This window comes from Streptomyces sp. NBC_00076, assembly GCF_045041235.1.
GTDB lineage: Bacteria > Actinomycetota > Actinomycetes > Streptomycetales > Streptomycetaceae > Streptomyces.
In genome coordinates this window covers 6,898,595-6,918,345 of sequence record NZ_CP108242.1, presented here as the reverse complement: position 1 = coordinate 6,918,345, position 19,751 = coordinate 6,898,595, and the positions used below count along the sequence as shown (strand labels likewise).

The 19,751-nt window shown below is 70.4% G+C and carries 21 protein-coding genes; 9 read left to right on the top strand and 12 right to left on the bottom strand.

What is annotated here, in order from left to right; translation table 11 throughout:
* The first annotated feature begins 13 nt into the window (after positions 1-13).
* The gene (locus OHA64_RS31635; protein ID WP_405618872.1) at positions 14-907 is read left to right on the top strand and encodes an alpha/beta fold hydrolase; all 894 of its coding nucleotides are present in this window, start codon (positions 14-16) and stop codon (positions 905-907) included.
* Here the strand turns inward: OHA64_RS31635 and OHA64_RS31630 are convergent.
* Complete coding sequence (locus tag OHA64_RS31630; protein WP_405618870.1) at positions 904-1,797, bottom strand: NYN domain-containing protein; 894 nt, start codon at positions 1,795-1,797, stop codon at positions 904-906. The two genes, OHA64_RS31635 and OHA64_RS31630, sit on opposite strands and share 4 nt — an antisense overlap.
* Before the next feature lie 237 nt (positions 1,798-2,034).
* On the opposite strand from OHA64_RS31630, the gene OHA64_RS31625 reads away from it, so the two are divergent.
* A complete protein-coding gene (locus OHA64_RS31625; RefSeq protein WP_006374340.1) occupies positions 2,035-2,187 on the top strand; it encodes a hypothetical protein in 153 nt (50 codons plus the stop codon).
* Positions 2,188-2,293: 106 nt separating this feature from the next.
* On the opposite strand, the gene OHA64_RS31620 is transcribed toward OHA64_RS31625, so the two are convergent.
* From OHA64_RS31620 to OHA64_RS31610, 3 genes are all read right to left on the bottom strand, one after another.
* Positions 2,294-2,899, bottom strand: coding sequence for a MarC family protein (locus OHA64_RS31620; RefSeq protein WP_405618868.1), 606 nt, complete (start codon positions 2,897-2,899; stop codon positions 2,294-2,296).
* Positions 2,900-2,948: 49 nt separating this feature from the next.
* Positions 2,949-3,806: a PHP domain-containing protein gene (locus OHA64_RS31615; protein WP_405618866.1), complete on the bottom strand. Its 858-nt coding sequence runs from the start codon at positions 3,804-3,806 to the stop codon at positions 2,949-2,951.
* A 263-nt stretch (positions 3,807-4,069) separates the two neighbouring features.
* Positions 4,070-4,711, bottom strand: a complete 642-nt coding sequence (locus tag OHA64_RS31610; protein WP_405618864.1) for a DUF6758 family protein — start codon at positions 4,709-4,711, stop codon at positions 4,070-4,072.
* A gap of 157 nt (positions 4,712-4,868) precedes the next feature.
* On the opposite strand from OHA64_RS31610, the gene OHA64_RS31605 reads away from it, so the two are divergent.
* On the top strand, positions 4,869-6,119 hold the full coding sequence (locus tag OHA64_RS31605) for an MFS transporter (protein ID WP_405618862.1): 1,251 nt from the start codon (positions 4,869-4,871) through the stop codon (positions 6,117-6,119).
* Positions 6,120-6,161: 42 nt separating this feature from the next.
* Here the strand turns inward: OHA64_RS31605 and OHA64_RS31600 are convergent, their stop codons facing one another.
* Positions 6,162-6,758 (bottom strand): suppressor of fused domain protein, encoded by a 597-nt coding sequence (locus OHA64_RS31600; RefSeq protein ID WP_405618860.1) that lies wholly within the window; start codon positions 6,756-6,758, stop codon positions 6,162-6,164.
* A 505-nt stretch (positions 6,759-7,263) separates the two neighbouring features.
* Between OHA64_RS31600 and OHA64_RS31595 the strand changes: the two genes are divergently transcribed.
* Both OHA64_RS31595 and OHA64_RS31590 read left to right on the top strand, forming a co-directional pair.
* Complete coding sequence (locus OHA64_RS31595; protein WP_405618858.1) at positions 7,264-8,382, top strand: magnesium and cobalt transport protein CorA; 1,119 nt, start codon at positions 7,264-7,266, stop codon at positions 8,380-8,382.
* Positions 8,383-8,405: 23 nt separating this feature from the next.
* The gene (locus OHA64_RS31590; RefSeq protein ID WP_405618856.1) at positions 8,406-8,918 is read left to right on the top strand and encodes a hypothetical protein; all 513 of its coding nucleotides are present in this window, start codon (positions 8,406-8,408) and stop codon (positions 8,916-8,918) included.
* 8 nt (positions 8,919-8,926) lie between these two features.
* Here the strand turns inward: OHA64_RS31590 and OHA64_RS31585 are convergent, their stop codons facing one another.
* Positions 8,927-9,682 (bottom strand): hypothetical protein, encoded by a 756-nt coding sequence (locus OHA64_RS31585; protein ID WP_405618854.1) that lies wholly within the window; start codon positions 9,680-9,682, stop codon positions 8,927-8,929.
* Between the two features lie 223 nt (positions 9,683-9,905).
* On the opposite strand from OHA64_RS31585, the gene OHA64_RS31580 reads away from it, so the two are divergent.
* Genes OHA64_RS31580 through OHA64_RS31570 form a run of 3 tightly spaced genes read left to right on the top strand, consistent with a single transcriptional unit; the run spans position 9,906 to position 13,026 of the window.
* Positions 9,906-11,246, top strand: coding sequence for a magnesium transporter MgtE N-terminal domain-containing protein (locus OHA64_RS31580; protein ID WP_405618852.1), 1,341 nt, complete (start codon positions 9,906-9,908; stop codon positions 11,244-11,246).
* Positions 11,236-11,850 (top strand): DUF1003 domain-containing protein, encoded by a 615-nt coding sequence (locus tag OHA64_RS31575; RefSeq protein WP_405618850.1) that lies wholly within the window; start codon positions 11,236-11,238, stop codon positions 11,848-11,850. Before OHA64_RS31580 ends, OHA64_RS31575 begins: the two co-directional genes overlap by 11 nt.
* Positions 11,851-11,892: 42 nt before the next feature.
* A complete protein-coding gene (locus OHA64_RS31570; RefSeq protein WP_405618848.1) occupies positions 11,893-13,026 on the top strand; it encodes an Mrp/NBP35 family ATP-binding protein in 1,134 nt (377 codons plus the stop codon).
* A gap of 94 nt (positions 13,027-13,120) precedes the next feature.
* Here the strand turns inward: OHA64_RS31570 and OHA64_RS31565 are convergent, their stop codons facing one another.
* The 5 genes from OHA64_RS31565 to sigE all read right to left on the bottom strand — a co-directional run bounded on the left by OHA64_RS31565 (position 13,121) and on the right by sigE (position 18,275).
* Complete coding sequence (locus OHA64_RS31565) at positions 13,121-13,777, bottom strand: hypothetical protein (RefSeq protein WP_405618846.1); 657 nt, start codon at positions 13,775-13,777, stop codon at positions 13,121-13,123.
* A gap of 230 nt (positions 13,778-14,007) precedes the next feature.
* Positions 14,008-14,448: a sec-independent translocase gene (locus OHA64_RS31560; RefSeq protein ID WP_405618844.1), complete on the bottom strand. Its 441-nt coding sequence runs from the start codon at positions 14,446-14,448 to the stop codon at positions 14,008-14,010.
* 201 nt (positions 14,449-14,649) lie between these two features.
* Positions 14,650-16,458: a S1C family serine protease gene (locus tag OHA64_RS31555; protein WP_405618842.1), complete on the bottom strand. Its 1,809-nt coding sequence runs from the start codon at positions 16,456-16,458 to the stop codon at positions 14,650-14,652.
* 177 nt (positions 16,459-16,635) lie between these two features.
* Entirely contained in the window at positions 16,636-17,619 is a 984-nt protein-coding gene (locus tag OHA64_RS31550; RefSeq protein WP_405618840.1) for an anti-sigma factor family protein, read from the bottom strand.
* The gene (sigE, locus tag OHA64_RS31545) at positions 17,616-18,275 is read right to left on the bottom strand and encodes an RNA polymerase sigma factor SigE (RefSeq protein WP_405618838.1); all 660 of its coding nucleotides are present in this window, start codon (positions 18,273-18,275) and stop codon (positions 17,616-17,618) included. The genes OHA64_RS31550 and sigE overlap by 4 nt, the downstream gene beginning before the upstream one ends.
* Positions 18,276-18,552: 277 nt before the next feature.
* On the opposite strand from sigE, the gene OHA64_RS31540 reads away from it, so the two are divergent.
* Positions 18,553-19,251 (top strand): O-methyltransferase, encoded by a 699-nt coding sequence (locus OHA64_RS31540; RefSeq protein ID WP_405624203.1) that lies wholly within the window; start codon positions 18,553-18,555, stop codon positions 19,249-19,251.
* Positions 19,252-19,409: 158 nt separating this feature from the next.
* Here the strand turns inward: OHA64_RS31540 and OHA64_RS31535 are convergent, their stop codons facing one another.
* Positions 19,410-19,577, bottom strand: coding sequence for a DUF3117 domain-containing protein (locus tag OHA64_RS31535; protein ID WP_003966491.1), 168 nt, complete (start codon positions 19,575-19,577; stop codon positions 19,410-19,412).
* Between the last annotated feature and the right edge of the window lie 174 nt (positions 19,578-19,751).

Sequence of the window (19,751 nt, the reverse complement as noted above, 5' to 3'; positions counted from 1 at the left end):
ATAGCCTCCCCCCGTGAGCCGTCGCGTCTCCTTCACCCCGCCCTCCGGCGCCCGCGCCTACCCTCTGCGCACCGCACGCGGTGAATTCGCCGTCGTGGACAGCCCGGTGGCCGGCGACGAGGCGAAGGGGACCGTGCTGATGCTGCCCGGGTTCACCGGCAGCAAGGAGGACTTCACGCTGCTGCACGAGCCGCTCACGGCGCGCGGGTACCGGATCGTGGCCGTGGACGGCCGGGGACAGTTCGAGTCGGACGGCCCCGAGGACGACGAGTCCGCCTACGCGCGGGAACGGCTGGCGCGGGACGTGCTCGCGCAGGCCGAGGCCGTCGGGACGCCCGTGCATCTGCTGGGGCACTCCCTCGGCGGGCAGATCGCCCGGGCGGCCGTACTGCTCGACCACTCCCCCTTCCGCTCGCTCACCCTCATGTCCTCCGGCCCGGCGCAGATCTCCGACTCCCAGCAGCAGCGCGTGAAGCTGCTGCGGGACGCGCTCGCCGTGATGGACATGGCCGAGGTGTGGGGGGCCATCCAGGCGATGGGGCCGCCGGAGGAGGTCGGCGGGCCCGCCGTCGGCATCGGTGACCAGGACCAGTTGCGCCGCCGCTGGTTGGGCACCAAGCGCGCCCAACTCCTCGCCACGGGACGCCAGTTGTGTACCGAGCCGGACCGGGTCACCGAACTCGCCGCCGTCCCGCTGCCGTTCCACGTGCTGTCGGGCGCCGCCGACGACACCTGGCCCGTGACGCTCCTCGACGACATGGCCGTACGACTGCGGGCGCGCCGGACGGTCGTCCCCGGCGCCGAGCACTCCCCGAACGCGGACCAGCCCCAGCCGACCGCACGGGCCCTCGCCGACTTCTGGGACGGCACCCCAGCACAGAGTCCGGCTGGTACGACGCCCGGCTAATACAACGTCTGCAGATGCTCCCAGAAGCCGTCCCGCAGGGACCGGCGCAGGTCCGCCTGGCCGCGCAGCGAGTACTGGAGCAGCCCTTCCGCCTCCACCAGGAGTTCCTGGTCCACCGACCCGGGGAGATAGGGGTGGCCGGGCAGCAGCCCGACGAGTGACTCGCGCCCCCGCGCGGCCAGCCACTTCGCCGCGATCTGCGCGCCCACGAAACGGACGTCCTCGCGGGTTGGACGGGACGCCGCCGCCTCGTAGGCGGGGGCCACGCGCCGGGACACGTACGGTTTGAAGAAGTCGAGGTCGAAGGTGCGCTGGCTGTCGACCTCCCAGAGCAGCGGCTCGGCCTGGTTGCGGCCCTCGGGTGCCTCGATGCCCCAGAGGTGCACACGGGCGCCGTACCCCTGCGCCGCCTCCACCGCCGAGACCAGGTCCTCGTCGCCGCCGAGCAGCGCGGCGTCGCTGATGGCGCGGTGCCGGGCGAGGGACTCCAGGTCGGAGCGGATGAGCGAGTCGACGCCCTTCTGCTGGTTGTTCGCGTTCAGGTTGCCCAGTCGGACCTTGACGTCCGGGAGTTCGGCGATGGACTGTTGCTCCGCCGTGTGGATGCGGCGTCTCGCGCCGTCGTACCAGTAGACCCGCAGCAGCCGGCTGTCCGCGAAGATCGTGCGGGCCCGGTCGATGAGCGCCTCGATCAGCCCCTCGGTGTCGAGGTCGAAGGAGCGGCGGTCCTCCGTACCGGCCACGAGTCGTCCCGCGGCCGCGTACAGGTAACCCGCGTCGACGAAGATGGCGTGCGTCGAGGGCGTCTTCGCCACCTCGGCGAGCATGCGCTGGAGCAGCTCGTTGGTGCGGTCGATGCGGGCACTGAGGGCCCCGAGGTCGTCGTTCATCGGCACCATTGTTCCGGCGGTCACGCTGCGAACACAACTGGTCCCGGTCAGTCTCCCACCGGCCCCTTCCACACCGCTTACCGGTCAGTAATTAGCCGTTCGAAAAATTTCTTTAGCGTAGGGAATGTTTGTAACACGCATCGCGTTGGCTACTACGGAAGCAGGAGCACCGATGCCTCTTGTTCCGTCCGCCTAGTAGTTCTCCTCAGGAGGATGACCAGACGAAGGGAGAAGCCCTTGCGCTTCGAAATCATGCGACTCGACGATGTCGACGGAACGCCCGTGGACAGCACCGTCGTAGACGCCGCCTCCGTCAACCGTATCGTTCAGCAGGCTGCCTCGATCGGGCAGCGGCTGTGGATCCGCCCGGCCGACACCTCGGCCTCATAATCCCGGGTCCCTCTACAGTTTCAGAGCCCCCGTTCGGCACCGACGCCGACGGGGGCTCTGCGCGTGTCCACAGACCCGGTGCAGTCACCGGGCTCGGCCGGATCTCCTAACTCGCCCGGACCACCTGAGTGACCCCGTTGATGATCTGCTGTACGGCGATCGCGGAGAGCATCATGCCCGCAAGGCGCGTCACCAGGACCACACCGCCGTCCTTGATGACCCGGATGATCAGCAGCGAGTACCGCATCACCACCCACAGGACGACATGGATGGCGAGGATCGCCGACCACACCGACACCTGCGACACGGCACCGTCGGTCTTCTGGACCGCCAGGATGACGGACACGATCGCACCCGGACCGGCCAGCAGTGGCATGCCCAGCGGTACGAGCGCCACGTTGACGTCCTTGGTCTGCTTCGGCTCGTCCGTCTTGCCGGTGAGCAGGTCCAGCGCGATCAGCAGGAGCAGCAACCCGCCCGCGATCATCAGTGCGGGCACGGAGACATGCAGGTAGTCGAGGATCTGGTGTCCGAGGAGCCCGAAGACGGTGATCACACCACCGGCCACACAGACGGCCTGGAAGGCCATCCGCTTCTGCACCTTGGCCGGGCGGCCGGCGGTCAGCGCGAGGAAGATCGGGGTGATCCCGGGGGGATCCATGATGACGAAGAGGGTCAGGAAGAGGGAGCCGAAGACGGCGACGTCGAACATGAGGGCCTTGCAGAGCGGTGAAGGGACGTGGACGTGAGGGAGGTGAGCCTCAGACCCCGCCGGTCCCCGGCACCGGGAACGCGCCCGTCGCCCGCCGCGTGATCTCCCCGTACACCTCGGGGTCGGTCGTGTACTCGCCGAGCGAGACGGTCTTGCGGCTGCCGTGGTAGTCGGAGGAGCCCGTCACCAGCAAGCCCAATTCCTTGGCCAGCCCCCGCAGTCGCGTCCGCGCGTCCACGTCATGGTCCATATGGTCGACCTCGATGCCGTCCAGGCCGGCCGCGGCCATCTCGGCGATCGCGGAGTCCGGCACCGTACGGCCCCGCTTGGCGGCGGCCGGATGCGCGAACACGGTGACCCCGCCCGCGTCCTTGACCAACCGGATCGACTCGAAGGGGTCGGTCTCGTGCTTCGCCACGTGGGCTCGGCCGCCGTCGGCCAGCCACTGCTCGGTGAACGCGTCGCTCACGGTGGGCACGACGCCGAGCTCGACCAGCGCGGTCGCGACATGCGGCCGCCCCACCGAGCCGTCGCCCGCGATCCGCGCGACCTGCTCCCAAGTGACGGGCACACCCAGCTCGTTGAGCTTGGCGACCATCCCCCGCGCCCGCGGCACCCGGTCGTCACGCACCAGCTCCCGCTCGGCGAGCAGCGCCGGCTCCTCGGGGTCGAAGAGGTAGGCCAGCATGTGCATGGAGACGCCGTCGATACGGCAGGACAGCTCTGCGCCGGCGACCAGCGTGAGCCCCTCCGGCAACGCGGCCCTCGCCTCGGCGTGGCCACGGGTGGTGTCGTGATCGGTCAGGGCGACGACGTCCAGACCGGCCGCGGCGGCGTTGCGCACCAGCTCGGCCGGGCTGTCCGTACCGTCGGAAGCGGTGGAGTGGGTGTGCAGATCGACGCGCACGACGCGGACTCCAGACGATGACGGGGCGGCCTGAACGGACCGGACTGGACTGACGGGGACGCTCAAGGATAACCAGATTTTCCAGCTCCCCTGTCACACCCGCACTCCAGGAGCACCCCCTACACCTGCATCCACCCAGGGGCGCGGGGTCGCAACCCCATGCGGCCCTGCCGCGTGGGCGCGACCGGGCCCCGACGACCCGCAGACGCCCGCGGCCCGCATGCACCCCGCCTCGCCCTCGAGCCGCCCCACCCGGCGGAGCGCTACGGCTTGAGCAAGCGCGGCGACAACGCGCCGCACGGCACCAACTCCACCTCCGCCCCCGCGTCCCGCAGATCCGTCAGCACCAACTCGTCGTACATCAGCAGTCCGGACTGCTCGGGCCACACCACCGCCCACACCCACAGTCCCAGCGCCTCGCCCGCGAAGACGGCGCGGTCGTCCGGGGCGCCGGCGACATGCCAGAGCGGGGTCGGCCGGCCGGCGGCCAGCACCTTGGCCTGGGGCGGCTTCTCCACGCTCATGTACGGACCCGGGTCCGGGCCGTCGATGCCCGCGTACCGCGCGCCGAGGCCGACGCCGAGTTCCTCGGCCACCAGGATCAGCTCGCCCATGCCGCCGAGCGGTCCGGGCCCCGAACAGGCCACCGCCGTGGCCCGGCCGCCGCTGCGGTCGTCGCCCGCAGCGGCCACGCCCGTGAACAGCCAGCCGACCGGCAGCGGCCAAGGCATCCACACCGGCACCTTGGTGCGGTGCACCACTACTCCGAGGGCCTCGACGCTGGGCGGGATCACGGGCTGCACCGGATGCACGGCGCCGTGCGCATCGCACTGCCAGGTATCGGCGAAGAGTCCGGGAGCCCTGACCCGGCCACCACACTTCGGGCAACTGGGTTCGCCCCTCATAGCGCCCCACGGTCCTACCCCCGACCCGCCACGTCAAGGGACGATCACCCGTCCGAGCGGAAGCACCAGGAAAAACTATGTGCAGCTTGCATTAATTAGCCGCCCTAACCTACTGTGTGCATATACCAACTATCACCACTCGGGATGGGAGCACACGATGGGAGCACGCCAGGACCCCGCAAGCCAGGATCCTTTCGACGCGGGAGCCGGCAGCATCCTGCGCCAGCCCAAGGCGGTGTGGGCCACCGCCGGCGCGTCCGTCGTCGCCTTCATGGGCATCGGACTCGTCGACCCGATCCTGCCGTCCATCGCCTCGGGCCTGAACGCCACCGCCAGCCAGGTCTCCCTGCTCTTCACCTCCTACTTCCTCATCACCGCGATCGCGATGCTGGTCACCGGCTTCGTCTCCAGCCGGATCGGCGGCAAGAAGACCCTGCTGCTCGGTCTCACCCTGGTCGTGGTCTTCGCGGGCCTCGCGGGCACCTCGGGCTCGGTCGACGAACTCGTCGGCTTCCGGGCCGGCTGGGGCCTGGGCAACGCGTTGTTCGTCTCGACCGCCCTCGCGGTCATCGTCGGCGCCGCGGCCGGCGGGAGCGCGGCCGCGATCCTGCTGTACGAGTCCGCCCTCGGCCTCGGCATGGCGTGCGGGCCCCTGCTGGGCGCGCTGCTCGGTGACGCCAGCTGGCGCTACCCCTTCTTCGGCACCGCGTTCCTGATGGCCATCGGCTTCCTGTGCATCACCGTGTTCCTGAAGGAACAGCCGAAGCCGGCCAGGAAGACCTCGCTGCTGGACCCGATCAAGGCGCTCGGCCACGGCGGCCTCGCCTCGGCCGCGGGCTCGGCGTTCTTCTACAACTACACGTTCTTCACCGTGCTGGCCTTCACACCGTTCGTGCTCGACATGACCCCGTACAAGTCGGGGGCCGTGTTCTTCGCCTGGGGTGTGCTGCTCGCCGTCTTCTCGGTGATCGTGGCGCCGCGTCTGCAGGAGCGGTTCGGCTCGCTGCGGGTGCTCGGCGGCTCGCTGGTGCTGCTCGCGGCCGACGTGCTCGTCCTCGGGTACGGCAGCCACACCGCGGCCGTCGTCTGCACGATCCTGTCCGGTGCCTTCATCGGCGTGAACAACACGGTGTACACGGAGCTGGCCCTGGGCGTCTCGGACGCGCCGCGCCCCGTGGCCAGCGCGGGCTACAACTTCGTGCGCTGGTTCGCGGCGGCCGCCGCGCCCTACTTCGCGCCGAAGATCGAGGAGTGGACCGACATCCACATCCCGTTCGTGGTCGCGGCGGTGACGGCCCTTCTGGGTGCGCTCGTGGTGGTCGTACGCCGGGAGGCGCTCAATCACGAGGCTGAGGAGCTGGAGCCGCGGCAGGCTGCCGAGGACGGTGTCGCCGTCTTCGTCAACTGACATTTTTCGGCCACCGGTTGGTGACCTTCCTCACCTGGAGGGTCACGCCAGCGGGACGGACTTACGGGACGGGTCCCGGAGGTCCGTCCCGTTCGTCAGCCAGCGCTCCTGGAGCGCCTGGGCGCCGTGCACGCGCTTCCAGGCGGCCTCGTTCGGGGTCATCGGGAGCAGCGGCAGGAACCGTACGGGGTCAAGGGGCTCATCGAGCTCCAGGTCCTCCACCAGACCGCCGGGCTCGGCGACCAGTACCGAGGTGAACGGGGCGTCGGGCCACAGCGGACCGCCGACGTCGAGGGAGGCGCCGGGAGCCACGATCAGGCCCTCGACCTGCGGGGACGCGGCGAGAACGGCGAGCGGACGGAGCACCTTGTCGATGTCGGCGAGACCGGAACGGACCGACAGGATCAGCTCGGCGCGCGGGCCCTTGACCGGATCGGCGAGCGCCGCCGTGGGGTCGGTCATGGGGTGCGCGGACATGCCGAGCGTGGCGTAACGGACCACCCCGCCCTCCTGGCCGGTGTCCTGGAAACGCAGCACCTCGATGCGGTCCGTGCCGAGGAAGGTGACCGCCGCGCGGGCGTCCGGTGTGCCGAGCGCGGTGCGCAACCGGGCCTCGACCAGAGGAAGAACATCAGCCATGCGGCGAGCATAGAACTCGTCAGTACCGGGCAAAGCAGCGCCTTGACAGTTCGGTCGACTGCTACTCTTGCCCGGTGGTTCGGGGCAGCACGCTGAAGCGTCGCGGTCAAGCCCCGACGCCGACGAGACTCCCTTACGAGGGACCGGCCGGAGGAGGTGGGGCTGCAATGGACCGAAGTCGACCGTGCAGTAGCACCCGCTCTTCCCGCCGCTGATGTAGCTGCTCCGGCTCTGGCTGACTGCCACCTCTCGCACTCACTGCACCGCGGAAGAGCGCTTCGTTTCGTTTTACCTGATCTGTCTGATCTGCCTGCCTGAATCAGTACCTGTATCAGTAGCGAAGCTCGCCACCGCGACGGTGCGGTGCTCCCCGCTTTGTGGACGTGCCAAACATCCTTCCCCCGCTTCGAAGGGCGGGGAGGCCTCGTCTCAGGACGTCCCCATTCCGGGTTGTTCCACCCGTCGCCGGCGGCCTTTCGTTGCCGTTGTCACGAAGGAGCCAGCCATGTCGATGATCCGCGACCTGCGTGCCGTGGTCCGCCCGTCCCGCATCTCCCTGCGCAAGGACACCGGCCTCTACGACACCACCCGCGACCCCTCGACGCCCTCCGCCGTCGTCGACTGCGCCGTCTACCGCGACGGCGCCCGTGTCCAGCAGGACAAGCCGCTGACCCCGCACGAGGCGATGCGCGTGGTGCGCCGCGACGGCGGCTTCGTGTGGATCGGACTGCACGAGCCGACCGAGGCCGAATTCGCCGGTATCGCCAGGGAGTTCGGACTGCACCCGCTGGCCGTGGAGGACGCCGTCCAGGCCCACCAGCGGCCCAAGCTGGAGCGCTACGACGACTCCCTCTTCACCGTCTTCAAGACCATCCACTACGTCGAGCACGACCGGCTCACCGCCAACAGCGAGGTCGTCGAGACCGGCGAGGTCATGTGCTTCACCGGACGGGACTTCTTCATCACCGTCCGGCACGGCGGCCAGGGTTCGCTGCGGGCACTGCGCCACCGCCTCCAGGACGACCCCGAGCTGCTCGCCAAGGGCCCCTCGGCGGTGCTGCACTCGATCGCCGACCACGTCGTCGACGGCTACATCGCGGTCGCCGACGCGGTGCAGGACGACATCGACGAGGTGGAGACCGAGGTCTTCTCGCCGGGCCGGCGCGGCGGGGTCTCACGGGGTGTGGACTCGGCGCGGATCTACCAACTCAAGCGTGAGGTCCTGGAGTTCAAGCGGGCGGTGTCGCCGCTGCTGCGGCCCATGCAGCTGCTCAGCGAGCGGCCGATGCGGCTGATCGACCCGGACATCCAGAAGTACTTCCGGGACGTCGCCGACCACCTCGCCCGTGTCCAGGAGCAGGTCATCGGCTTCGACGAACTGCTCAACTCGATCCTCCAGGCCAACCTCGCGCAGGCCTCCGTCGCGCAGAACGAGGACATGCGGAAGATCACCTCGTGGGCCGCGATCATCGCCGTACCGACGATGGTGTGCGGGGTGTACGGGATGAACTTCGACTACATGCCGGAGACGCACTGGAAGTACGGCTACCCGGTGATCATGTCCGTCACGGTGGCCCTCTGTCTGGTCATCCACCGCACGTTGAAGCGCAACGGCTGGCTGTGAGGGCACCTGGTTAGGGTGGGCGCATGACTACCGAGCTGCTCGAGAGGGCCCTCGTCGAGGAGGCCACGAAGAAGTCCGGCCTCATCTGGGCCCAGGGTCCCGGTTCCCCGGCCCGTGCCCTGTGGCACGTGTGGCACGAGGGCGCGGCCTGTCTGGTCGGCGACGGGCCCGGTGAGCAGCCCCTGCCGGGGCTGGCCGACGGGGCCGACGCCGAGGTCACGGTCCGCAGCAAGGACAAGGGTGGCCGGCTGGTCTCCTGGACGGCGAAGGTCGCGGAGTTGGCGCCCGGGTCCCCCGAGTGGGAGGCGACGGTCGCCGAACTCAAGGGCAAGCGACTGAACGCGCCCGACGGTGAGGCGATGACGGAGCGCTGGGCCCGCGAGTGCCGGGTGCTGCGCCTGGAGCCGACCGGCGCGAGGGCACCGCTGCCCGACGGTGACCTGGCCGCGGCTCCGCTGCCGACACCGGCGACCACCCGCAGCCCGATGCCGGCCGGTCTGCCGCGGCTGCTCGTGAAGAAACGCAAACGGAAGTAGCGAAGGGCCTACGACGTCGGCAACTGCTTGCCGTAGTCCACCGTTTCGTCCTCCTCCGGTTCGGCCAGAGCGAAGTCCTTGCCCCAGGCCGAGAAGGTCAGGGTGCCCGCGCCTCCCGCACGGACCAGGCGCAAGGGGTAGGGCTTCCCCTCCAGGGAGACGTCCAGGGTGCCGCCGGAGCCGTCGTCACCGGTGACACGGACGGTGCGCAGGCCCGCCTGCTCATGGCGGCCGTCCGTCTCCAGCGTGCCGTGCAGGGTCAGCAGACCGTCGAGGAGGACGTCCATGTCCGTGAAGCCGCTGAACTTCTTGTACGAGGGGTCGCCCTGGGGCACCTTCACGTACTTGCCGTCGAGCTTGTCACCCGCCGCCGTGTCCGCGCCGGAACCCTCGCTCTTGCCGTCCGCACCGGTCCAGAAGGCCGCGTCCGCCTTCAGGAAGAGCTCCTCGCCCACCCGCAGCAGCTGGAAGGTCGTCCCCTCCGCGGTCACCGCCCCGGAGGCGCCGTCCGCCTTCAGACGCATGTCGAGCTTGTACGTACGGCCGCCGGCGACCACGTTGCCGGCCAGACGCACGGTGTCGGCGGACTCGGCGGCGGAACGGGACCGGGCCTGGATCTGGGCGGCGGACAGCTTGCCGACCCCGTTGGTGCCCTCGTCCGGGTCCTCGCCGCATCCCGTCAGGACCGTCCCCGTCGCGGCCAGGGCGCACACGGCGCCCACCAGTGCGGCCCTGGGGGTACGGCGCCGGGGAATCGCAGTCACAGGTGGGGCTGCCTTTCTGACAAAGGTCCTTCAGCGGCGTACGGCAGCGTACCGGGGCTCGGCGGCCCCGGTTGAGCCGGATCGTCCGCACCGCTCACCAGGGCGTATCCGATACGGACGGGCTAGCCTGAAGCCCACCCGAGCGGGCAATTCGGATAACGGACCCACCAGGCGACCCAGGACCCGACTTCTCACGAACCCCGCACGAAAAGGAAGCACAGCCATGGCAGCGGGCGCCCCCCGGATCTTCGTCTCGCACCTCGCCGGCGTCGCCGTCTTCGACCCGACCGGCGACCAGGTCGGCCGCGTGCGCGACCTCGTCGTCATGCTGCGCGTCGGACGCCGTCCGCCGCGTCTGCTCGGACTGGTCGTCGAACTCGCCACGCGCCGCCGTATCTTCCTGCCCATCACGAGAGTCACCGGCATCGTGTCCGGCCAGGTCATCACCACCGGCGTGGTCAACGTCCGCCGCTTCGAGCAGCGGCCCACCGAGCGGCTGGTGCTCGGGGAACTCCTCGACCGGCGCGTCACGCTCGTCGAGACCGGCCAGGAGGTCACCGTCCTTGACGTGTCGGTGCAGCAGCTTCCGGCCCGCCGGGACTGGGAGATCGACCGGGTGTTCGTCCGCAAGGGCGGCAAGGGCGGCGCCTTCCGGCGCAAGGGCGAGGCGCTCACGGTCGAGTGGTCCGCCGTCACCGGCTTCGCCCTGGAGGAGCACGGACAGGGCGCCGAGAGCCTCCTGGCCACCTTCGAGCAGCTGCGCCCGGCCGACCTCGCCAACGTGCTGCACCATCTGTCCCCCAAGCGGCGCGTTGAGGTCGCCGCCGCTCTTGACGACGACCGCCTCGCCGACGTACTCGAGGAGCTCCCGGAGGACGACCAGATCGAGATCCTCGGCAAGCTGAAGGAGGACCGTGCCGCGGACGTCCTGGAGGCCATGGACCCGGACGACGCGGCCGACCTGCTCGCCGAGCTGCCGACGAACGACCAGGAACGGCTGCTGAGCCTGATGAAGCCCGCCGACGCGGCCGACATGCGACGCCTGATGTCGTACGAGGAGCACACCGCGGGCGGGCTGATGACGACCGAGCCGATCGTGCTGCGGCCCGACGCCACCGTCGCCGACGCGCTCGCCCGGGTCCGCAACGCCGACCTCTCCCCCGCCCTCGCCGCGCAGGTCTACGTCTGCCGGCCGCCCGACGAGACCCCGACCGGCAAGTACCTGGGCACGGTCCACTTCCAGCGGCTGCTGCGCGACCCGCCGTACACCCTGGTCAGCTCGATCATCGACGACGACCTGCAGCCCCTCGACCCGGACGCGGCGCTGCCCCTCGTCGCTGGATTCTTCGCGACGTACGACATGGTCGCGGCGCCCGTCGTGGACGAGGCCGGGTCGCTGCTGGGCGCGGTGACCGTGGACGACGTCCTGGACCACATGCTGCCGGAGGACTGGCGGGAGACCGAGTTCCACCTCGACGAGGACGAGGCCGCGGCCGCGGAGGCCGAGGCGGACGACGAAGCGGACGACGACAAGGACGAGGAGGTGGCCCCGCATGACTCCTGAGCGCGACTCCGGCACCCGTGAGCGCACACCGACGGGTGCCACCGCCTCCACACGCCCCCGTACGCCCCGCCTGGACCAGCCGCGGCAGCCCCGGCGCCGGTTCCTGCCCGAGTGGGACCCGGAGGCCTTCGGACGGCTCTCGGAGCGCATCGCGCGCTTCCTGGGCACCGGACGGTTCATCGTCTGGATGACGGTCGTCATCATCGCGTGGGTGCTGTGGAACATCTTCGCGCCCCGGGACCTGCGCTTCGACAACTACCCGTTCATCTTCCTCACCCTGATGCTGTCGCTCCAGGCCTCCTACGCGGCCCCCCTGATCCTGCTCGCGCAGAACCGGCAGGACGACCGCGACCGGGTCAACCTCGAACAGGACCGTGCGCAGAACGAGCGGTCCATCGCGGACACCGAGTACCTGACCCGGGAGATCGCCAGCCTGCGTATCGGTCTGGGGGAGGTCGCGACCCGGGACTGGATCCGCTCCGAGCTGCAGGACATGGTGAAGGAGCTGGAGGCACGGCGCGACGGCCACCACCCCCAGCAGCACAGCGCATTCCACGCAGTTCCGGCAGAACCGCCGCGGGGACGTGACGCAGACGACCGCTGACGGGCTTTCCGGGGCCGGTGTGCGGCGCCGTACCATCGTCGTATGGCTACGGAAGACGCGGTGCGTGAAGCACTGGCGACGGTGAACGACCCCGAGATCAACCGACCCATCACCGAACTCGGGATGGTCAAGTCGGTGGACATCGGTGCGGACGGAGCGGTCGCGGTCACCGTGTACCTGACGGTCTCCGGCTGCCCGATGCGCGAGACGATCACACAGCGGGTGACGGACGCGGTCGCCGCGCTCGAGGGCGTCACCCGGGTCGACGTCACGCTGGACGTGATGAGCGACGAGCAGCGCAAGGAGCTGGCGACTGCCCTGCGCGGCGGCCAGACCGAGCGCGAGGTCCCGTTCGCCAAGCCCAGCTCACTCACGCGCGTGTACGCGGTCGCCTCCGGCAAGGGCGGCGTCGGCAAGTCGTCGGTCACTGTGAACCTGGCGGCGGCGATGGCCGCGGACGGCCTGAAGGTGGGCGTGGTCGACGCCGACATCTACGGCCACTCCGTGCCGCGCATGCTGGGCGCCGACGGCACTCCCACCCAGGTCGAGAACATGATCATGCCGCCGTCCGCGAACGGCGTGAAGGTCATCTCGATCGGCATGTTCACCCCGGGCAACGCCCCGGTCGTCTGGCGCGGCCCGATGCTCCACCGCGCCCTCCAGCAGTTCCTGTCGGACGTGTACTGGGGCGACCTGGACGTCCTCCTGCTCGACCTGCCGCCGGGCACCGGCGACATCGCGATCTCCGTGGCCCAGCTGGTCCCGAACGCCGAGATCCTGGTCGTGACGACGCCCCAGCAGGCGGCGGCCGAGGTGGCCGAGCGGGCGGGTTCCATCGCCGTGCAGACCCACCAGAAGATCGTCGGCGTGGTCGAGAACATGTCCGGCCTGCCGTGCCCGCACTGCGACGAGATGGTCGACGTCTTCGGCACCGGTGGCGGCCAGTCGGTCGCGGACGGCCTGACCCGCACGACCGGAGCCACCGTCCCGGTCCTCGGCTCCATCCCCATCGACGTCCGCCTCCGCGAGGGCGGCGACGAGGGCAAGCCCGTGGTCCTGACCGACCCGGACTCGCCGGCGGGCTCCGCGCTGCGCGCGATCGCGGGGAAGCTGGGGGGCCGCCAGCGCGGCCTTTCGGGACTGTCGCTGGGGATCACTCCCCGGAACAAGTTCTAGACGACCGACGTCGAAGGGGCGCCGCATACCGACGGCGCCCCTTTGTCATGCCTCGCGTGTCACGCGTGGCACGTCATGCTTCATGCATCACACGTCATGCGTAGGTGTTGATGTCCTTGACCACGGCGAAGCCGAGACCGTACGCGCTCATGCCTCTCCCGTAGGCGCCGACGTGCACGCCCTCCTGGGTCGGCCCGGCCAGAACCCAGCCGAACTCGGACTCCCGGTAGTGGAAGGGGGTGGGCACTCCGTCCACCGGCAGGGACAGCGTCGACCAGTCCGAGCCGTCCAGGTCGTCGGCCAGCGCCCACGCCGTCTCGGTCTGCTGCTCCAGCCAGTCGTCCCGCAGCGTGTGGTCCATGTGCCCGGGCCAGGTGAAGGACAGCAGGCCCACCCCCGCGAGCCAGGCCGCCGAGGACACCGACGTGGCCTCCAGAAGCCCGGTGCCGTCGGCGCTCTTCCGGGAGGGATTCGCCGCGACGGTCACCACCACCGCGAACCTGTCCTTGTCCTCCGACGCCTCGTTCCGTACCGAGGGCTCGTCGCCGTGTCCGATCGACCCGTGCTCGACGGCCCCGTCGGCCGCCGTTCCGACCTGCATCAGCCAGCGCTGCCCCGTGAAGGCCTCGTCGAGGCCGTACCACGGGAAAGGCGCCAGCAGGTAGCCGTCGACCGTACGCCGGGCGGAGGGGGCCGGTTGTCCGCCCTCCGCATCCGGCGTCTGCGCGACTGCCCGACTCGTCGTCTCCATGTGCCCGGACGCCTCCTCGTTCTCGTCGGACCGAACGACCCGCCCCCCTTCGGGCGGCGTTGCTGGTTCGCGTACGGCCCGCACAACAACTCGGCAGCATAGCCACCCCGCTCCGAGCAGCCGGGAAAGCACCCGGCGCGGGGGGCGTTCAGAGGGCGCGATCAGGCCGTACAGCGGCAGGACGGAGTATGAAACGCGTCACGTACGGCCACGCGGGAGGCCGCTGGGGCTCAGGTGGCGTCCGCGTCGAAGGGCGGGCGGTCGTCCGGCTTCTCGGGCTTCTTCGTCATGTCGACGGTGCCACCGGAGATTTCGGGCGAGGACGACCCGGACGAGGAGGAGTCCGACTCGCGGCCGTGGACCGCGTCCGTGACCTCGGCCATCTCCTTCTTCAGGTCGAAGCCGTTGCGGATCTCCTTGAGCCCCAGATCGTCGTTGTCCAGCTGCTTGCGGATGAACGTCTTGGGGTTGAGGTCCTCGAAGTCGAAGTCCTTGAACTCCGGGCCCAGTTCGCTGCGGATGTCCTCCTTGGCGCTCTCCGAGAACTCCCGGATCTTGCGCACGGTCCGCATGACGTCCTGGATGACCTTCGGGAGCTTGTCCGGACCGAAGACGAGCACGGCGAGGACAACGAGCGTCACCACCTCGAGCGGTCCTATGTCATTGAACACCTGAAGCTCCTTGCGATGTCCTCGGTCCTCGGCCCTCGGTGGTCAGTGCGGGTCTTCCGTGGTCCGGGCCGGGTCCACGGTACCCGGCGATCCTGTACGACCGGTACTGTCCCGGGGGTTCCGACTGCGACCGGATGGGCGGTTTTCCGGGTTGTTTGCCTTGCGGGGCGGTGCCTGGACCCGTCATCTGTGTGGTTTCTGTCAATCGGCGGAGGATCCGAGAACCAGCGACAGGGTCCTCTCCTCGCCGGCGCGCTCCAGGGTGAGTTCCAACCGGTCGCCCGGCCGGTGGGCGCGGGTCTTGACGATGAGCTCCTCGCCGGAGTGGACGCGCCGGCCGTCGACCTCGGTGATGACGTCGCCGGCCTTGATCCCGGCCCGGGCACCGGGGCCGCCGACGGTGACCGCGGGGCCGCCGTCGGCGCTCCTGGTGTCGACGCGGGCGCCGTCGCCGGTGTAGTCCATGTCGAGGGTGACTCCGATGACCGGATGGGTCGCCCGGCCGGTGTTGATCAGCTCCTCGGCGACGCGCTTGCCCTGGTTGACCGGTATGGCGAAACCGATGCCGATGGAGCCGGACTGGCCGCCGTCGGGGACGGAGCCGCTGTCGGCGGAGCGGATGGCGGAGTTGATGCCGATGACACGGGCCCGGGCGTCGAGGAGGGGGCCGCCGGAGTTGCCGGGGTTTATCGGCGCGTCGGTCTGCAGGGCGTCCACGTAGGACACGTCGCTCCCCTTGCCGCCTTCACCGCCCGCGGTGATGGGCCGTTCCTTCGCGCTGATGATGCCGGAGGTGACCGTGCCCTCCAGGTCGAACGGGGCGCCGATGGCGACGACCGGGTCGCCGACCTGGACGTTGTCGGAGTTGCCCAGGGGCACCGGCTTGAGACCGCTGACCCCTCGGACCCTGACGACGGCGAGGTCGTAGCCGCTGTCCCGGCCGACGACGGTGGCCTCGGCGGTGTCCCCGCTGTTGAAGGTCACGGATATCTCGCCGTCGGACCCGGCGGGCTCCACGACGTGGTTGTTGGTGAGGATGTAGCCGCGGGCGTCGAGCACGAACCCGGTACCGGTGCCCTGCTCCGTGGAGCCCTTCACATGCAGCGTCACCACACCCGGCAGGGCCCGCGCGGCGATCCCGGCCACGCTGTCCGGAGCCCGCCCGGCGGGCTCGGCGGCGGCCTGCGGCAACTCCACCTCCCCGATCCCACCGTTGCGCTCCAGATACGTCCCTACTACGCCCCCCACACCTCCGGACACGACAGCGAGCAGGACGGCGGCCCCGACGAGCACCTTCCTGACCCGCTTGCGCCGCTGGTCCCTATTGGCGACAGCGGCACCGCTCTGCTGGAGCGGGCCGGTCACGGGGGCCCAGGGGTCGTAGTTCTGCCAGGGGTCGGGCGGGGGTGGCGCCTCTCCGACGGAGTCGAGCGCCGGGGCCGCCGCCGCTGGGACTACGGCTGGCGCTGGGGCTACAGCCGGAGCTGCGGCTACGGCTGGCGCTGCCGCTACGGCCGAAGTTGCGGCCGTAGCCGACGCGGGCTCGGGGGCCGGGGTCGTCGGGTGCTGTACGGGTGGAGCGGGCGCCCAGGGGCCGGGGCCGCCGTAGGGCGGCGTGCTGTACGGGTCGGGGTCGTGAAGGGGCCCGGGACGCTCGGCAAAGGGGCCAGGAGCGCCCTCCACGAGGGATTCCGGGGCCCCCAGTTCATAGTCGCCCTCCGGCTCCCCCAGAGGGGTGTGCGGTGGCCTCAGCGCGAAGTCTCCGTCGGAGTCGGCGACACCCGCGACACCGTCGGAATCGGCGACACCGACGACACCGACTGGTGCGGCGACATCGACGGAGCCGACGGAATCCACGGCGTGGGCACCCGGCCCGGCGTCCGTCGGTGTCCCGGTCGACATCGGCGAAGCCCCCGCCGCAGCCGCCCCAGCCCCCGCTGCCCCGCTCACGTCTGCCTCGTCCGGCGTCGGCGCCGGTCCGTTCGCCTTCGTGGGCTTCCCCTCGTTCATGCTCTCCCCCACAGTCACGGCCGCCGGGGCCGGGGCCGTGCCGCTCCCCTGGAGGGGACGCCGGCCGCGACCTGATCCGCCGGACCGGCCCCGGTCCGGCACGGCTCGTCGGCGGTCGCCGAATTCGTCGACTCCCCTGGATTCAACCAGGTTCGCGGGCAACCACGCAGTGGTCGGTCAGCGAGGGGTGCCGGGGCCCGCGGAGGGGGAGGGAGCGGCGGTCATGTCGGGGACGGTGGCGGCGAGCAGCCCGAGGGAGGCGAAGTCCGGGGTGCTGGACCACGTGGTCAGGGCGACCGGCGGGGTGACGCTGAGCGGACGTATCAGCGGCGACATGGCGGCCGCGCCGGCCACCATGGGCGCCGCCAGCGCGTGCACGGCCTCCTCGTACCCGCTCACCGCGGGCCTCGGCACTCCGGGAAGGAGCGGTGCGGACACCTCGGTCGGGGCGACCTGGCTGCTGCTGAGAGGGCCCTGGGTCTGCGTGAGCAGCGGACCCACCCCGCGGCGGCGCTGGCTCTCGGGCGATGTGGCGGCTCCGGTGCCCTGGGTGCGCGCCGGGGTGACGTTGCTGCCGGTGCCGGTACCTCCGCGGGCGTCCGCGGTGAGGTCGCCCGGTGTCACCGTGGAGACGCCGCCCAGCGCGATCGCGGCCAGGGACACCGCCCCGGCGGCGGCGAACGCGAACCGCAGTCCGCGCGAGCCCGACCGCTCGCTCTCGTGACGGCTGACATCGTGGATGCGGAAGCCGCGGGTCACCGAGGAGGGCGGCAGCACGGAGGCGTGCGAACGAGCCGGAACGTAGTCGAACTCGAACCGCTCGCCGCGCTTCAGGCCGAAGACCCCGGTGGGCCCGGGACGTCCGCCCAGCCCGGCGGTGAAACCCGATCCGGCGAACGGCGTGTCGTCGTCCGCCGGGTCACCTCCGGCCGGAAGCCCCTGGAGGCGGGCCAGGAAACTCTCGGAGGGCGGTGGCGGGGCGGCCTCCGCGAAAACGTTCTTCAGTCGGCGCTGCGCGTCGGCCTCGGCCTTGCACTTGGCGCAGGTGGCCAGGTGCGCGAGCACGCGGTCGCGCGACTCATGACCGAGCTCGCCGTCCACTAGAGCGGCGAGTCGGTCTCCCAGGTGCTGTTCGGACGGGGTAGGCCGTGATCCACTCACGCGGTCGCGCCCCCTCCCCCCAGCGCGGGAACACGGGCCATGAAGGAGCGGCGCTCGGCCCGCGCCTCCGGCGAGCGGTGCGCGAGGGCCTTGCGCAGCTGCGAGCGGCCACGATGGATCCGGGACCGGACCGTGCCGAGCTTGACGCCCAGGGTCGCGGCGATCTCCTCGTACGACAGTCCTTCGATGTCGCACAGGACGACCGCGGCGCGGAACTCCGGGGCGAGGGTGTCGAGGGCCTGCTGGACGTCCGCGTCGAAGTGCGCGTCGTTGAAGACCTGCTGGGGCGATGGCTCGCGGCTGGGCAGGCGCTCGGCCGCGTCCTCACCGAGGGCGTCGAAACGGATGCGCTGCTTGCGGCGGACCATGTCCAGGAAGAGGTTGGTGGTGATGCGGTGCAGCCAGCCCTCGAAAGTCCCGGGCGTGTAGGTCGAAAGAGAGCGGAAGACGCGGACGAAGACCTCTTGGGTGAGGTCCTCGGCGTCGTGTTGGTTGCCCGTCAGCCGATACGCGAGCCGGTAGACCCGGCCGCTGTGCGTGCTGACGATCTCCTCCCAGGTGGGCGGAGTCCACGCCTGCCCGTCCGCGTCGGTGGAGAAGGTCGCGGTCTGGGCGTACTCAGCGGCGTGGCTGTGGTCAGCAGCGGTGTCGTTCACGGATTTCGGCCTGCCCGCCGACCCGAGAAAGCGCCGCAGCACTCCTCCCCGATCCACAGGTACGGCCGCACCTCCCCTGTCGGCTCTGGTGGTGTCCAGTGGAGCCCCTACCATAGCCACCTCGCCCGTTAGCTCCGGATAAGCGGTTTTACGAGAATTTGATCTGGGCTGATACAGCTCATACGGCTGCGTCAGCACTTGCTCGAGCTCTCGCTCGTCACCGTGATCCAACTGTGTCCCCCCGCCCTGTCTCCCACCCCTCTAAACGCCCGGTCCCATCAGCAGGTTCCCGGCGCCAACGGATACAGTCACGCCCAGGCAACCACGGGGACAGGAGAGGGTCATTACCGGCAACCGGCAGACGAGCTGGGCGTTCGCCGACGCCTATGTCGCCGAGGACGAAACCCTGCACTGGGCCCGTGACCGGGCCCGCGAGGCGGGGTTGCGCTCGGTGTCGCCCGGCACGGGTGCGGCGTTGCGGTTGCTCGCTGCCACCGTGGACGCCAAGGCGGTCGCCGAGATCGGCACCGGGACCGGCGTGTCCGGGATCCATCTGCTGCACGGTATGCGCCCGGACGGCGTCCTCACCACGGTGGACCCCGAGCCGGAACACCAGCAGTTCGCCCGCCAGGCCTTCCGCGCCGGCGGCTTCGCCAGCAACCGGGCCCGCTTCATCCCCGGCCGCGCCCTGGACGTCCTGCCCCGACTCGCGGACGCCGGCTATGACCTGGTGTTCTGCGACGGCGACCGGCAGGAGTTCCTCGACTACCTCGCTGAATCGTTGCGTCTGCTGCGTCCCGGTGGCCTCGTGGTGTTCGAGGGGGTCTTCGCGAACGGCCGCACGGTGGACTCGGGCCCCCAGCCCACGGAGGTCCTGCGGTTGCGGGAACTGCTGCGCGCGGTGCGCGAGAGCCAGGACCTGATGCCGTCGCTGCTCCCCGTCGGCGACGGACTACTGTGCGCCGTCAAACGCTGACAGCCGTCAAACACTGACAAACGCCGTCAAACGCCGACCGGCCCGACCGCGCGAAAACCCCGTCCAGGCGCGCCCTGTAAGCGGTCCGAGCCCTGAAAAAGCCGCCCCGGCATCTTCGTGCGATGCCGGGGCAGCCGAAAGGGTATGGTCGCTTCCGCTCAGCCGACAACCTTCTTGAGGGCGTCACCGAGTGCGTCGGCCTCGTCAGGGGTCAGCTCGACGACGAGCCGCCCGCCGCCTTCGAGCGGAACGCGCATGACAATGCCCCGCCCCTCCTTGGTCACCTCGAGCGGGCCATCGCCCGTCCGCGGCTTCATGGCCGCCATGCTCGTTCCCCTTCCTGAAACCAGCTCATAGTCAAAGCCGACAGCCCTGGAGGGCACGCGGGTTCCTGGAGTGGGACACGCGACACCGGCATCGAACACATTGCTTCCCAGCCATTATCCCGCATCTCAGGACCCGATGACCAACATCAGTCGGCATCGCTTGGGCAACGCGCG

Coding starts and splice junctions, on each gene's coding strand:
- OHA64_RS31630 (WP_405618870.1), bottom strand. CDS start 1,797: ATGAACGACGACCTCGGGGCCCTCAGTGCCCGCATCGACCGCACCAAC.
- OHA64_RS31620 (WP_405618868.1), bottom strand. CDS start 2,899: ATGTTCGACGTCGCCGTCTTCGGCTCCCTCTTCCTGACCCTCTTCGTC.
- OHA64_RS31610 (WP_405618864.1), bottom strand. CDS start 4,711: ATGAGGGGCGAACCCAGTTGCCCGAAGTGTGGTGGCCGGGTCAGGGCT.
- OHA64_RS31605 (WP_405618862.1), top strand. CDS start 4,869: ATGGGAGCACGCCAGGACCCCGCAAGCCAGGATCCTTTCGACGCGGGA.
- OHA64_RS31600 (WP_405618860.1), bottom strand. CDS start 6,758: ATGGCTGATGTTCTTCCTCTGGTCGAGGCCCGGTTGCGCACCGCGCTC.
- OHA64_RS31595 (WP_405618858.1), top strand. CDS start 7,264: ATGTCGATGATCCGCGACCTGCGTGCCGTGGTCCGCCCGTCCCGCATC.
- OHA64_RS31590 (WP_405618856.1), top strand. CDS start 8,406: ATGACTACCGAGCTGCTCGAGAGGGCCCTCGTCGAGGAGGCCACGAAG.
- OHA64_RS31580 (WP_405618852.1), top strand. CDS start 9,906: ATGGCAGCGGGCGCCCCCCGGATCTTCGTCTCGCACCTCGCCGGCGTC.
- OHA64_RS31575 (WP_405618850.1), top strand. CDS start 11,236: ATGACTCCTGAGCGCGACTCCGGCACCCGTGAGCGCACACCGACGGGT.
- OHA64_RS31570 (WP_405618848.1), top strand. CDS start 11,893: ATGGCTACGGAAGACGCGGTGCGTGAAGCACTGGCGACGGTGAACGAC.
- OHA64_RS31565 (WP_405618846.1), bottom strand. CDS start 13,777: ATGGAGACGACGAGTCGGGCAGTCGCGCAGACGCCGGATGCGGAGGGC.
- OHA64_RS31555 (WP_405618842.1), bottom strand. CDS start 16,458: ATGAACGAGGGGAAGCCCACGAAGGCGAACGGACCGGCGCCGACGCCG.
- OHA64_RS31535 (WP_003966491.1), bottom strand. CDS start 19,577: ATGGCGGCCATGAAGCCGCGGACGGGCGATGGCCCGCTCGAGGTGACC.